Here is a 14,272-nt window from a genome sequence, read left to right on the forward strand (position 1 = left end):
AAACACCACAAAACCTGTGGGAGCTGGCTTGCCAGCGATGAGGCCCGATCAGGAAAAGTTGTACTGCCTGCCCCGCCGCCATCGCTGGCAAGCCAGCTCCCACAGGGTCTTGTGGCATACGCAGATCAAGCAGGCTCACTCCTACAGTTTTGATGTGCGTAAGGCTCAGAGGGCGACGTGGCTCTCGTTCAACCGTTCACGCAAAAATTCAACCAGCGCCTGCACCGGCCTTGAAGCCTGACGATGCTGCGGATACACCGCCGATAACGTCAGCGGCTCCGGGCGCAGATCATCCAGCACCGGCACCAGCCGGCCATCCTTCAACGCCGCGCCAACAATAAACGTCGGCAAATAGGTAATCCCCATCCCCTGTACCGCCGCATCCCTGAGCAACTCGCCGTTGTTCACGCGCATGCGTCCAGTGACATTGACCAACAGCGGCTTGCCCTGCCCCGCATTAAACCGCCATTGCACCGAACGCCCATGGCCGTAAGGCAGGCAGTCATGGCTGTGCAGATCTTCAGGCTTGAGCGGCGTGCCGCGCTCGGCGAGGTACGCCGGACTGGCGCAGTACACCCGCTCGATCGACGCAATGCGCCGGGCAATCAGGGTCGAGTCTTCAAGCACGCCAATGCGCAACGCCAGATCGTAGCCCTCACCGAGCAAATCCACCGGCCGATCACTCAGATCGACCTCTACCGTAACCTCGCGATAGCGCTGCAAGAACAGCGGCAGCAGACACCCCAGATGCGCCACGGCAAACGACAGCGGCGCACTCAGGCGAATCGTCCCGCGTGGCTCGGCGGTTTGCCCGGCGATGCCCTGCTCCACTTGTTCGACTTCACCCAACAGTCGCAACGCCGATTCGTAATAACTCTGCCCCAGCGGCGTCACGTCCAGGCGCCGCGTCGAGCGGTTCAACAACCGCACGCCAAGGCGCTCCTCCAATTGCATCAAGCGTCGGCTCACGAACTGCTTGGACAGGCCCAGTTGATCAGCCGCGGAGGTGAAGCTGCCGGAGTCCATGACCTGGCAAAAAATACGCATGTCTTCGAACGGGTTCATTGTCACTCTCTGGTGGACAGTTAAACGCTTTATAGCCGCTTTTTCACTTTCAGGCAGCTCATTAATCTGTGCTCACGGTTTAAAAACAACCCCAAACCTGTAGGAGCTGCCGAAGGCTGCGATCTTTTAAAGATCAAAAGATCGCAGCCTTCGGCAGCTCCTACAGGGCACACAACTCATCAAAAAATGGAATTAAGCATGAACATCACCAAAACCCTCACCGCTTCCCTCCTCGCCCTGTCCATCGGCAACGCCTTCGCCGCCGAAAACAGCGGTGTCGAGCACAACACCCAAGCCTTCCTCGACGCCCTCGCCGCCGGTGGTGGCAAACCGCTGGAGCAGCTGAGCCCGAAAGACGCCCGTGCGGTGCTGACCGGCGCGCAGGCTTCGTTGAAAGTGGATCTGTCCGGTGTTGAAGTCAGTGACAAATCGATCAAGGTCGATGGCCAGACCATCAACCTGAAAGTGGTGCGTCCGGCCAAGGTCAAAGGCGAGTTGCCGGTGTTCATGTTCTTCCACGGTGGCGGCTGGGTACTCGGTGATTACCCGACGCACCAACGCTTGATTCGTGATCTGGTGGTGGGTTCCGGTGCAGTAGCCGTCTACGTCGACTACACGCCGTCGCCGGAAGCGCAATACCCGACCGCAATCAACCAGGCCTACGCCGCGACGAAATGGGTGGCTGAGCACGGCAAGGACATCGGTGTCGACGGCAAGCGTCTGGCAGTAGCGGGCAACAGCGTCGGCGGCAACATGGCGGCGGTCGTGGCGTTGATGGCCAAGGAGCAGAAAGCCCCTGCCCTGCGCTTCCAGCTGCTGATGTGGCCGGTGACCAATGCGCAGTTCGACGACGGTTCGTACCAGCAATTTGCCGAGGGCCATTTCCTTACCAAGGGCATGATGCAGTGGTTCTGGGACAACTACACCACCAACCCGGCCGAACGTGCGCAGATCCATGCCTCGCCGCTCAACGCCAGCGCCGAACAGCTCAAGGGTTTGCCTGCCGCGCTGGTGCAGACCGCCGAATTCGACGTGCTGCGTGACGAAGGCGAAGGCTATGCACGGCATCTGGATGCAGCCGGCGTGCCGGTGACCTCGGTGCGCTACAACGGGATGATTCATGACTTCGGCCTGCTCAACCCGCTGAGCCAGATTCCTGAAGTGAAGGCAGCGGTGCGTCAGGCGGCGGCTGAGCTGAAGACTCATCTGAATCCATAAAAGCGAAAGATCGCAGCCTGCGGCAGCTCCTACCCTGGAATACGATTCCCTGTAGGAGCTGCCGCAGGCTGCGATCTTTTTTCTCACTAGCGTCGCGGTGTACCGGTCATGACTCTTTTCTACGCCCACCTGCTGTCCTGGAGCGCCGTTCTGCTGCTGCTCGACGCGGTGCTCTGGCACTTCTCGCCCTTCAGCCATCGCGCCCCGAGAGTGGGTGTGCGGCTGGTGCTGTTTCTGGCGTTCACGGCGCTGGTGATCAACGCCGGCGTCAGTCCGTTGCAAGCACCACAATTCACCGATGATCGCGTGGCGCAGCTGGGGGCGACGGCGCTGGGGATTCTCTGGTGGCTGTACGCAGCACGGGTGCTGACCGAAGTGATCGGTCTGGCGCTGATGCGCCGCATCGGCCATAGCGGTCGGTTGCTGCAGGACGTCATTGGTGCACTGGTGTTTCTGGTGGCCATCGTTGCGGCCGCCGGCTACGTGCTGGAGCTGCCAGTGAAAGGCTTGCTGGCGACTTCGGGTGTGGTCGCCATCGTTGTCGGTCTGGCATTGCAAAGCACCTTGGCCGATGTGTTTTCCGGGATCGTGCTCAACACCACCAAGCCGTATCAGGTGGATGATTTCGTGGTGATCGACGGCGTCGAAGGCAAAGTCTTCGACATCGATTGGCGCGCCACACATCTGTTGACCAGCGCCGGGACCATGGCGGTGGTGCCGAACTCGGTGGCGGCCAAGGCGAAGATCGTCAACCTCAGCCGCCCGAACAACATGCACGGCGTGTCGATCAGCATTCAGGTGCCGAATCACATCCGCCCGCGACGGGTACTGGATGCACTTGATCGCACCTTGCAGGGCAGCAGTTCGCTGTTGCTGACGCCAGCGCCGAAAGCCGTGCTGAAAGAGGCCGGCGAAACCATGTCGGAATACGTCGCCAGCGGCTTCATCGCCGAGCTTGGCAAGAAAAGCGAAGTGCGCAATCAACTGTTCGACCTCGCCCACCGGCATCTCGAAGCGGCGGGCATTTCACGGCATCCGGACGGCGTGATCGAACCGTCGACCCGTGCTCGTGCGTTGCTCGATGAAGTGAAAATATTCCGCTCCCTGAGCAGTGAGGAACGCGATCGCCTCGCCGAATCGATGGTTGCCCAACAGTACTCGGCCGGCCAGGTGGTGCTGGGTCTGGATGAAGTGCCGGACAGTCTGTTTGTGATCGCCACGGGGGTGGTCAGTGCGACGGTGCCGGACGGTGACAACAAGGTCGAAGCCGGGCGGATGGGGCCGAGTGAGGTCATGGGTGAGCAGAGCATTCTGGCGGATACGCCGTCGCAGGCGACGTTCACGGCGTTGACGTCGAGCATCATCTATCGCCTCGACAAGAACCTCACCCGTCAGTGCATGGAGCAGCGCACGGAGGTGGGTCGGGCGTTGAATAAATTGCAGGCGGTGCGCCAGCAGAACAGTCGCCTCGCGTTGATGGCCAAACCGGTGGCGGTGAGGAAAGGTGGGTTTCTCGGTTGGCTGCAGAAGCGTTGAAGCGGCAAGATCAAGATCAAAAGCCTCCCCCTCACCCCAGCCCTCTCCCCTAAAGGGGCGAGGGGGAAAGGGAGCAGACCGCATGCAATTCAGAACCTGAGTTCGGCTCGGCATTGCAGGTCGGCGTATCCCGAAAGAACCCCTCGGTCAGTCCCCTCTCCCCGAGACCTCGAAGGGAAAGGGAGCCGATCTTCAAGCTGTTCAAAACTGAAGTTCGGCTCGGTATTGCAGGTCGGTGTACCTCGAAAGAACCCCTCGGTCAGTCCCCTCTCCCTCCGGGAGAGGGTTAGGGTGAGGGGCTCTTCAAGATCAGCCGATTACTTGGCAGTGAACTTGGTATAGCTGTTGATCAGGTTGCGATAGTTCGGCAGACGCTCGGACAGCAGATGCGCCAAACCTTCCATGTCGTTGCGCCAGTCGCCCTGCAGCTCGCACGCTACCGAGAACCAGTTCAGCAGGTGGGCACCCGCCGCCGACATCCGCGCCCACGCCGCTTGTTGCACGGTGGTGTTGAAGGTGCCCGACGAGTCAGTCACCACAAACACTTCGTAGCCTTCAGCAATCGCCGAAAGGGTCGGGAACGCGACGCAAACGTCCGTCACCACACCGGCGATGATCAGTTGCTTGCGGCCGGTGGCCTTGATCGCTTTAACGAAATCTTCGTTGTCCCAGGCATTGATCTGGCCCGGGCGCTGAATGAACGGCGCATCCGGAAACTGCTCGCGCAGCTCAGGCACCAGCGGGCCGTTGGGACCAGCATCGAAACTGGTGGTGAGGATGGTCGGCAGCTTGAAGAACTTGGCGATGTCGCCCAGCGCCAGCACGTTGTTCTTGAATTCGTTCGGAGTGAAATCCTGGACCAGCGAGATCAGACCGGTCTGGTGATCGACCAGCAGTACGACCGCATCATCTTTGTTCAGACGTGTGTAAGGAACGCTCATGGCAAAACTCCTGGTGGACGGATGGATGAAACGTGAAGCGCCGACCGGATGACCGGCGCTTCAGGGGAAATCAGAAAGCGAAGCAGGAACAACCGAACGCGCCCCAGAAACCGGCGAAGTCACTGACCGGTGCGTTGGACATCCGCGCCTTTTCATGGCTGTGGGTGTGCACCGCACACGGCCCGCTGCACTGGTGAACCTGCGCCTGCAACGGCGAATTCGGCCGCCAGTGGCCCGGGACTTTCACCACCGGTGACCAGTCCGGCAGCACTGGAATCGAGCGCGGGCCGAGGTCTTCGAAGTCGCCGGCGGCGTAAACAATCTTGCCGCCAACCACGGTCATCACCGATTCGATCCACTTGATCGCTTCTTCCTCGACATGGAAGAAATCCGCGCTCAGCGCCGCCAGATCCGCCAGTTGCCCGACCTTGATCTGGCCCTTCTTGCCCTGCTCCGAGGAGAACCAGGCGCTGCCGTGAGTAAACAGTTCCAGCGCGGTCGCGCGCGGCAAACCTTCTTCGTACAAGGCCAGGCCGCCGACGGTGCGACCGCTGACCATCCAGTACAGCGAAGTCCACGGGTTGTAGCTGGACACCCGCGTGGCGTCGGTGCCGGCGCCGACCGGTACGCCTTCGGCGAGCATGCGTTTGATCGGCGGCGTGGCCTCGGCGGCTTGTTTGCCGTAACGATCCACAAAATATTCGCCCTGGAACGCCATGCGATCCTGAATCGCAATGCCGCCGCCCAGCGCCTTCACCCGCTCGATGTTCTGCGGGGTGATGGTCTCAGCGTGATCGAAGAACCACGGCAATCCGTTGAACGGAATGTCACGGTTGACCTTCTCGAACACGTCGAGCATGCGGCTGATCGACTCGTTGTAGGTCGCGTGCAAACGGAACGGCCAGCGCTGCTCGACCAGGTGGCGCACCACCGGCTCCAGCTCTTCTTCCATGGTTTGCGGCAGATCCGGGCGCGGTTCGAGGAAGTCCTCGAAGTCTGCCGCCGAGAACACCAGCATCTCGCCGGCGCCGTTGTGGCGCAGGAAGTCGTCGCCCTGATGCAATTTCACGCTGCCGGTCCAGTTCTGGAAATCGCTCAGCTCTTCTTTCGGCTTCTGGGTGAACAGGTTGTAGGCGATGCGCACGGTCAACTGGTCGTCCTTGGCCAGTTGCTCGATCACCTGATAATCGTCCGGGTAGTTCTGGAAACCGCCGCCGGCATCGATCGCGCTGGTCAAACCGAGGCGATTGAGTTCGCGCATGAACTGGCGGGTCGAGTTGACCTGATATTCCAGCGGCAGCTTCGGCCCCTTGGCCAGCGTCGAATAGAGGATCATCGCGTTGGGCCGCGCAACGAGCATGCCGGTCGGGTTGCCGTTGGCATCGCGGACGATCTCGCCACCCGGCGGGTTCGGCGTGTCGCGGGTGTAGCCGGCAACGCGCAACGCGGCGCGGTTGAGCAAGGCGCGGTCATACAGGTGCAGGATGAACACCGGGGTGTCCGGTGCGGCCTGGTTGATTTCTTCAAGGGTCGGCATGCGTTTTTCGGCGAACTGGAATTCGTTCCAGCCGCCGACCACGCGCACCCATTGCGGGGTCGGCGTGCGGTCAGCCTGATCCTTGAGCATGCGCAGCGCGTCGGCCAGCGACGGCACGCCTTCCCAGCGCAGTTCGAGGTTGTAATTCAACCCGCCACGGATCAAGTGCAGGTGCGAGTCGTTGAGGCCGGGGATCACGCAGCGGCCATGCATATCGACCACTTGCGTGTTCGGCCCGCGCAGGGCCATGGCCTGGTTGTCATTGCCGACGACGACGAAACGGCCGTCGGTAATGGCCACGGCACTGGCCAGTGGTTTGGTGCGGTCTACGGTATGAAACTGGCCATTGAATAAAATCAGATCGGCGCTCATCGCAGTTCCTCAAGCAAAGTGAAAAGGAGCGAACCCCGCGCGCTTAGCGTGGCGAGGTTTCTTGGGAATCGAGGTGTTCATGGGCCTGGCTGGCTTCGAGCCATGGCGAAAACAAACGGGTGACCGGCGGCATCACCACGTACACCACCGACAGGACGATGGTCAGGGTGATCAGGAAAGTAGCGACCACATAGTTGGAAAGAAGCGGATGCAGCGCCAGCAGTGGCCCCCAGATCAGTGGCACGAGCAAGGTGTGCGGCAGAATCACCAGCAGCGTGACCACCGCTTGTTTCCAGCGCGGCGGCGGCGAAGCGGCATCGGCCAGTGGCGTAAACCAGAATTCATTGATCGGCGCGACTTCGGTCTGATCGCCATCAGCCAGCATTGGCGCCGCTTCGGCGACCAGCGCCTGACGCTGCGACGACTCAAGCCACCCCTGCATCGCTTCGGTGCTGCTGAAGCGCAGCACACACGTGTAGAAATCGAGGCGCCCGCGCTTGCCGCGCACCACGTCCACGCCCAAGTGACCTTCACGCTGCCCCGCCACGCGGACGATATTGCGCAGCCAGGCCTCATACGCTGACTCGAAACCGGCCTTGACCCGGTGCTTGATGATCAGCGTGACCGTCTCATCGGCCCCCGGTGTTTGTGGATTGAGGACTTCAGGCATAACGCAGCACTCCGGGCAAACGAACAGGAATCACCAGCCGTCCCGGCCCGGCGATCAACACAGTGGCGAACAGGATCAACAGCAACCAGCCGAACTGCCCCTCAGCCACACTCCATTGCGGATGCACGACCAACAACGCCACCAGCAGCACAAATAGAATAGGCAAGCACGCCAATCGCGCCAGCACCCCGGCGACGATCAGTAGTGGACAGAGGACTTCGGCGAAGATCGCCAGGATCAGGGTTAGGTGAGATCCAAGGTGGAACGGGTCTTCGATCAGCTGCAGTTGCGCGGTGAAGTCGAGCAGCTTGGGCAAGCCGTGCACCCACAGCAAAAACAACCCGCCGCTGACCCGCAGGAACAGCAAACCGATGTCGCGTGCCCGTTCATCTGTTGAGGCATTCATGACCCGACCCTTGATATGTCATTGGCTGGAATCATGCCAATGATGGTCGGGAGGAAATTGGATGGGTGTGCTCAGTTCTTGCGATCAACCAGGTTGCCCGGAACGCCGAAGAACTCTGTGGGAGCTGGCTTGCCAGCGATAGCGGAGTGTCAGGCGACGTCGCTGTTGGCTGAGCTGACGCCATCGCTGGCAAGCCAGCTCCCACAGGGTTTCTGAGCGCCCCAAGTTCCGTGTGGGAACGATCAGTGGTCCGGGTTAGCCCGGTAACTCCAGGTTATCCAGCACCCGATTCACCGCCAGCTCACCGAGCATGATCAACTGCGCAATCCCCAACAGCGCCCGGCGCTGCGGCGCGGGCAACAGGTGAGCGACGTCCTGGGCGATGGTCTTGGCCGAGGCGAGTGTTTCGCTGGCATCGGTCAGCAGTTCTTCGGCTTTGGTGTCGGCGGTTACGGCATACATACCGCGAGTTCTGCGTGGCGGTGGCGTGGCGCCGGGTGGCAGGAGGTAATGGTCGAGCGCGCGGTCGGCGGCTTCGTGGAGCTTTCGGGAATCGATGGATTCGTAGGGGGATGTGGGGTCTATGTCGGGCGGGTTGGGTGTGACTTTGAACATGGTGAATCTCCTTTTTAGAACCGGGATCACCACGTCCTGTCGCTAAACAGGATGGGTGGCGACCGTATGCAGGTTAGCGAACCGGTAAAAAGGCAACCCGGTAGACCCGAAGGTCTCCCGCATACAGCCGCCATAGCGAAGTGCAGACGATAGCCTGCAACGAAGCATGGGGCGCTGATGCACTTTTTTTGGTCCGAGTCGCTAAACCCGATCGCTGAGTTTTCAGCGACCGCTAAACGATAGAGACCCGACCACAAGGGCACAAGCCGGCGGATTCTGGCGTAGCTGTAGGCAAAGGCGCAAGGTTGCGTAGCCTGAAAGAGTGTCTGATGGTGTTGCTTAAACGGCGATGTTTAAACCACCGAAAACTCAAGAATCACACCTTCCCCTGTGGGAGCGAGCTTGCTCGCGAAAGCGGTGTGTCATTCGAAGTATTTATAGACTGATACGACGCCTTCGCGAGCAAGCTCCCACAGGGGATTGGTGTTGTTTGTGAGATTTGCGCAGGGATTTAAATCGGCGGGATATCCAGCGGCGCCGCCATGAACTGGCTGATCCGCGAACGCAGCCATTTCTCCGCCGGATCGTTGTCATGCACCCCGCTCCACGCCATCGACAATTGCGCCGCATCGATCGGGAACGGTGGATCTTCGGCGCGCAACGCACACCCTTCAACCAGCGCGCAGGCCGCGTAATCCGGCACGGTGGCGATCATCTCGGTGCCGGCGAGCAAGGCGCGCAAACCGCTGAACTGTGGCACGCCCAGCACCACACGGCGGGTACGACCGACCTTGGCCAGGTCCATGTCGATGTTTCCGCTCAAGTCGCCGGAGAACGACACCATCGCATGCGGGCGCTCGCAGTATTCGTCGAGCGTCAACGGCCCCGGGCGGTCGTCACCGCGCAGGACTTTGCAGGGAATGTCGCGTAGTTTTTTGCGCTTGGCGTTGGCCGGCAACTCAGTGGTGTAGCTGACGCCTACGGAAATCTCCCCAGAGGCCAACAGCGTCGGCATCAGCAGGTAGTTGGCGCGGCGCACCACCACGACAATCCCCGGCGCCTCTTGCTGAAGCTGGCGCAACAACGGTGGAAACAGCCCGAACTCAGCGTCGTCCGACAGGCCGATGCGAAACACGTCGCAACTGCTCGCCGGTTCGAACTCCTTGGCCCGGCTGACCGCGCCGGAAATAACGTCCATCGCCGGTTGCAGCTCTTTGAGAATCGCCAGCGCCCGCGCGGTCGGCTCCATGCCGCGACCGTTGCGCAGCAGTAACGGATCGTCGAACAGATCGCGCAAACGGCCCAACGCAGCGCTGACAGCCGGTTGCCCCATGAACAGTTTTTCGGCGACGCGGGTCAGGTTCTTTTCGAACATCAGCGCTTCGAAAATCACCAGCAGATTCATGTCGACGCGACGCAGATCGTTACGGTTCATGGGCATGTTTTCCTTTTCGGTGTCAGCTGCTTTTGCGAGTAGGCGCTGAGCACTTTACTCGATTAACGGTACCTTGGCCGCGCGCTTGTATGGACCGTATTCCACGGGCACCCACTGAAAGTGTTTGCCTTGCGCGGTGATGTGACCGATCCCCGGGAACGGCAGGTGCGCCGCCGTCACCCACGTTTTGCTGGCGACCGCCGCGCTGAAGACCGCCTGACGCGCGTTGATCGCTTGCGCACTGTTGACGTCAAAGCCGATCGACACTTGCGGATGCTCAAACTGCACAGCGAGGTTATGCACCAGATCCCCCATGAAGACGATGCTCTGATTCTGCGAGGTGAAACGGTAGGTGGTGCTGCCTGGCGTATGGCCGGCTTCGAGTGTCGCTTCGACTATTCCCGGCAACGGCGACTGGCCCGCGGTGAAGGTCTTGAAGCGTCCGGCGGCGACGTAGGGCGCAGTGGAGTCCTGGGCGATCTTGAAAAACGCTCTGGCGCCGGCGGGCGCTTTGGCCAGCGCGGACGGATCGAGCCAGTAATCCGCCTCAGCCTTGGCGGCGTACACCGTGGCATTGGTGAACAACGCTTGTTTCTGTGCATCGACCAGACCACAGACATGATCAAGGTGCAGGTGCGTCAGCAAGATCGTATCGACCTGCTCTGGCTGGTAGCCGGCCGCCTGCATATTCGCCACGAGTTGCCCGGCGGTGGCGCCAATGCATTGCCCGGCCCCGCTGTCGACCAGAATCAGTTGCTTGCCGGTATTGACCAGAAAAGCATTGAACGCCGTCTGGACACCCGGGGTTTCAATCGAACGGCGCGCCAGCAGTGCGCGGATCCGGGCCTGACTCATGCCCTGCAACAGCTTCGGCGACAGGTCGTTGTAGCCATCGAACAACGCGGTGACCTCGTAATCCCCCACGGCCAGGCGGAAATAGCCCGGCGCCTGAGTGCCCTGCTGTGGTGCCTGCGCCATGGCACCGGAAATCACCAGCGCGCACGTCAGCGCCGTCGCTGCTTTAAGGATGCCGTTCATTTGATTCCCCTTGAATCTGCCGATTGCGGCGCCCCATCGGTTCGCCACGCTTGCAGTCATCGTGCCGCAAACCGTGGGGCGCAGACTTGCAGGGATGTGCTGAGTTCAGGCCAATGCGCTGGAATTAACAACGATTAACTCGTCAGCCTGCCGCCCTCGGCCAACAATGAAACCCACTGCGCAGCGTTGTTTTTTTGACCTGAGGGGATGCACCGATCGTGCATTCCCCATCGACACGGACTTTGGCCATGGCTCATTTACAGCACAGCGTCGCCCTCGCCCCTGCCAACGAACCACGCAAGACCGGGGTCGGCGGACTCAGTCCGCAACGTGAACGACAGGTCAAACAACTGATCCTCGAACGCCTCGGCGAAAGCCTCGAGGTCACCGAACTGGCCCGCGCCTGTTCGTTGTCGCGCAGCCATTTTTCCCGCGCCTTCAAATGCAGCACCGGGGTGTCGCCGCAGGACTGGATTCGCACCCAGCGCCTCGCGCGGGCCAAGCTGCTGATCCAGCACACCGACCTGAGCCTGACGCAAATCAGCCTGGAATGCGGGTTCTGCGATCAGGCGCATTTCTGCCATATGTTTACCCGCAGCGAGGGCATCAATCCGTTTGCCTGGCGCTGCCAGATCATGCGTGAACCCACAGCTCAACGTTCACAACCCGCCGTGTTTTGATCGCAGCTCCCGTTGCACTGACGCTCAAACCTGAGGATTATGCCGGGACACCCCGGATTAGAGGCCTGCGCACGCGCCCGGCCCTACTCCGCTTTGTCCGCCGCTGCACCGCAGGAGTGAGCTGTTGAGTCTTTCCCCGAATCAGCCCCTCGGTTTTGGCCCCTATCGGATTCATCCCGGCCAACGCCTGGTGCTCGAAGGCGAGCAGCCGCTGCGCCTGGGCCGACGGGCGATGGACATCCTCCTGATTCTCCTGGCCAATGCCGGCGACGTGGTGAGCAAGCAGCAACTGATGGCCGGGGTCTGGCCGGACAGCGTGGTCGAGGACATCAACCTGCGCGTGCACATGGCGGCACTGCGCAAAGCCCTCGGTGACGGTCAGGCCGGCCAGCGTTACATCATCACCGTGGCGCAACGCGGTTACAGTTTCGTCGCCCCGGTTCTACCGCAATCCATGGAGGAGCGTCCTGTGGGCGATGCTGGCGGTCGGCACAATTTGCCCTTGCGGCGCACGCGGATGCTCGGTCGCCAGGCGCTCGTCGACAGCTTGATGACGCAGTTGCCGCGCCAACGCTGCATCACCCTGGTCGGTCCCGGCGGGATCGGCAAGACCACGGTGGCCTTGCGCGTGGCCGAGCAGTTGATCGGTCAATACCGCGACGGTATTCGGCTGGTGGACCTGGCACCGCTTAGCGATCCCAGGCTGATTTGCTCACACTTGGCCACCCTGCTCGATCTGCCACTCCCCGAAGGCGATCCGCTGGCGGCGCTGGTCAATGGCCTGCAGCAGCGGCAGATGCTGTTGCTGCTCGACAACTGCGAACACCTGATCGATGCCGTCGCGATGCTCAGCGAAAGCATTCTGCGCGGGGCGCCGAAGGTGCATATCCTCGCCACCAGCCGCGAGAGCCTGCGCGCTGAAGGCGAATTTGTGCAGCGTCTCGATTCTCTTGAATACCCGTCGATGAGCGCGACATTGAATCGTCAGCAGGCGCTGGATTATTCGGCGCTGCAACTGTTCATCGAACGGGCCACGGCCGCGCAGGAAAGCTTCGAACTGAGCGACGCACAGTTGCCGCAAGTAATCGAGATCTGCCACCGACTCGACGGTATTCCACTGGCGCTGGAGCTGGCGGCCGCGCAGGTCGCCGAATTGGGCCTGGAAGGTTTGCTGAGCCAATTGCAGGGCCGTTTGCCACCGTTGGCAGCGGGTAATCAGAGCAGTCTTGAGCGCCATCTCACCCTGCGCGCCACGCTGGACTGGAGTTTCAACCTGCTCGACGCTTGCGAGCAAACCTGCCTGCGTCGTCTGGGCGTGTTTTGCGGTGGTTTTACCTTGGAGTCAGCGGCGGCAGTGATCGTCGGCCAACAGATCGACCCCGGTGTGGTGTTTGTGTCGATCACCCAACTGGTGGCCAAATCCCTGCTCAGCGTCGAGGTCGGAGACGAAGAGGTGTTCTATCGCTTGCTCGACACGACCCGTCGTTATGCACAGGAAAAACTCGAGCACGCCGCCGAATGCGAGGAAACCCGCGAACGCCATGCCGAACGCTGCCTGGCATTGATGCAGCAGGCGCAAAGCGATTGGGAAATGATACCGACGGCGTTGTGGATCGAGCGCTATGCCCGCGGACTGGAAGATCTGCGCGCGGCGCTGGACTGGAGCCTGAACGGTGTCGGCCCGGGCGGCCTGGGAATTCGCCTGACAGCAGCGTCGGCGCCCCTGTGGCAAGAGTTGTCGCTGCTCAAGGAGTATGGCGGCTATGTGCGCCGGGCGCTGAGCCTGCTCGATGAACTCGGCGAACCCTGCCCGCGTCTGAAAACTTCCCTGAAACTCGCCCTTGGCAGCGCCTGCTATCACACGTGGGGGGGCACCCCGGAGACCATCCAGGCGTTCGTCGAAGCTCGCCAGTTGGCCCTCGAACACGGCGACGTCGCCGGGCAATTGCGCGCGGTGTCCGGGCACATGGCGGTCAACCTCAGTTGCGGGCACTACCGCATGGCGCTGGCGCAGAGTGAGCACTTCGATCGCCTCGGCGTACACGGCGACCCGTTGTTGTCACTGAGTACCCACCGTTTGCGCGTGCTGGCCCTGCACTATGCCGGCGACCAGCCACAAGCGCGCATTCATGCCGAACAGGTGCTGCAGCGCATGGCACAGAGCGGCCACGTCAACCGCTTCACTCACGGTTTTGGCGTGCAGTACGATCAGAGCGTCGCGTCGCTGACGGTGCTGGCGCGAGTGCTATGGATGCAGGGATTGCCGGAGCAAGCGTGGCATACGGCGCGACTGGCTCTGGATATTGCCGTGCAGATCGACCATGGCACCTCGATTTGTTACACCCTGGCATTGGCCAGTTGCCTGATCGCTCATTACAACGGCGATCAGCAGAACGCCCGGGCGCTGTTGCAATTGCTGCTGGAGCAATCGCAGAAGCATTCGGTGCTGCTGTTCAACACGTGGGCGCGGCACTACGCGCAGGTGATCGACACGCAAACCAGCCTGCCCGTGCCGAAGGACAGCAGTGGGCTGATTCGGGAAATCATGGTGACGCTGGATGGCCGATTTGTGGATGACGCACTGTTTGAGCGAGCGTTGAGTGGTGATGCGGGGTGGAGCTCGGCGGAGATTTTGCGGGCTCGGGCGGATGCGCTATTGAAGGACGATCCGGGTTGTCTGGACGGGACCCTTCGCGAGCAGGCTCGCTCTCACAGGGATCCTGGGTGTACTCAGACCCCATGTGGGAGCGAGCCTGCTC

12 protein-coding genes are annotated in these 14,272 nt (G+C 61.3%); 4 read left to right on the forward strand and 8 right to left on the reverse strand.

Annotated elements, in window-relative coordinates; genetic code table 11:
• Nucleotides 1–165: 165 nt before the first annotated feature.
• The gene (locus tag M9827_RS22695) at nt 166–1,065 is read right to left on the reverse strand and encodes a LysR family transcriptional regulator (RefSeq protein ID WP_093439300.1); all 900 of its coding nucleotides are present in this window, start codon (nt 1,063–1,065) and stop codon (nt 166–168) included.
• A 198-nt stretch (nt 1,066–1,263) separates the two neighbouring features.
• Here M9827_RS22695 and M9827_RS22700 point away from each other — a divergent pair, with 198 nt between their 5' ends.
• Entirely contained in the window at nt 1,264–2,283 is a 1,020-nt protein-coding gene (locus M9827_RS22700) for an alpha/beta hydrolase (protein ID WP_250607221.1), read from the forward strand.
• A gap of 108 nt (nt 2,284–2,391) precedes the next feature.
• On the forward strand, nt 2,392–3,819 hold the full coding sequence (locus tag M9827_RS22705) for a mechanosensitive ion channel family protein (RefSeq protein WP_250607222.1): 1,428 nt from the start codon (nt 2,392–2,394) through the stop codon (nt 3,817–3,819).
• A 317-nt stretch (nt 3,820–4,136) separates the two neighbouring features.
• On the opposite strand, the gene ycaC is transcribed toward M9827_RS22705, so the two are convergent.
• The 7 genes from ycaC to M9827_RS22740 all read right to left on the reverse strand — a co-directional run bounded on the left by ycaC (nt 4,137) and on the right by M9827_RS22740 (nt 10,833).
• Nucleotides 4,137–4,760 carry an isochorismate family cysteine hydrolase YcaC gene (gene ycaC, locus M9827_RS22710; RefSeq protein ID WP_250607223.1) on the reverse strand — a complete coding sequence of 208 codons (624 nt, stop codon included), beginning with the start codon at nt 4,758–4,760 and terminating at the stop codon, nt 4,137–4,139.
• Nucleotides 4,761–4,830: 70 nt separating this feature from the next.
• Nucleotides 4,831–6,669: an amidohydrolase gene (locus tag M9827_RS22715; RefSeq protein WP_099758574.1), complete on the reverse strand. Its 1,839-nt coding sequence runs from the start codon at nt 6,667–6,669 to the stop codon at nt 4,831–4,833.
• A 43-nt stretch (nt 6,670–6,712) separates the two neighbouring features.
• On the reverse strand, nt 6,713–7,339 hold the full coding sequence (locus M9827_RS22720) for an antibiotic biosynthesis monooxygenase (RefSeq protein WP_250607224.1): 627 nt from the start codon (nt 7,337–7,339) through the stop codon (nt 6,713–6,715).
• Nucleotides 7,332–7,745, reverse strand: a complete 414-nt coding sequence (locus M9827_RS22725; protein WP_232391774.1) for a DoxX family protein — start codon at nt 7,743–7,745, stop codon at nt 7,332–7,334. The genes M9827_RS22720 and M9827_RS22725 overlap by 8 nt, the downstream gene beginning before the upstream one ends.
• 255 nt (nt 7,746–8,000) lie before the next feature.
• Complete coding sequence (locus M9827_RS22730; RefSeq protein WP_250607225.1) at nt 8,001–8,360, reverse strand: DUF6124 family protein; 360 nt, start codon at nt 8,358–8,360, stop codon at nt 8,001–8,003.
• 511 nt (nt 8,361–8,871) lie between these two features.
• Complete coding sequence (locus M9827_RS22735) at nt 8,872–9,795, reverse strand: LysR family transcriptional regulator (protein ID WP_250607226.1); 924 nt, start codon at nt 9,793–9,795, stop codon at nt 8,872–8,874.
• 54 nt (nt 9,796–9,849) lie between these two features.
• Nucleotides 9,850–10,833 (reverse strand): MBL fold metallo-hydrolase, encoded by a 984-nt coding sequence (locus M9827_RS22740; protein ID WP_250607227.1) that lies wholly within the window; start codon nt 10,831–10,833, stop codon nt 9,850–9,852.
• Between the two features lie 248 nt (nt 10,834–11,081).
• Here M9827_RS22740 and M9827_RS22745 point away from each other — a divergent pair, with 248 nt between their 5' ends.
• Both M9827_RS22745 and M9827_RS22750 read left to right on the forward strand, forming a co-directional pair.
• On the forward strand, nt 11,082–11,513 hold the full coding sequence (locus M9827_RS22745) for a helix-turn-helix domain-containing protein (RefSeq protein WP_250607228.1): 432 nt from the start codon (nt 11,082–11,084) through the stop codon (nt 11,511–11,513).
• A gap of 124 nt (nt 11,514–11,637) precedes the next feature.
• The coding region (locus M9827_RS22750) for an ATP-binding protein (RefSeq protein ID WP_250607229.1) at nt 11,638–14,272 on the forward strand (2,635 nt) is incomplete at its 3' end.

Origin of the sequence: Pseudomonas sp. AKS31 (assembly GCF_023634765.1) — a bacterium.
Lineage (GTDB): Bacteria > Pseudomonadota > Gammaproteobacteria > Pseudomonadales > Pseudomonadaceae > Aquipseudomonas.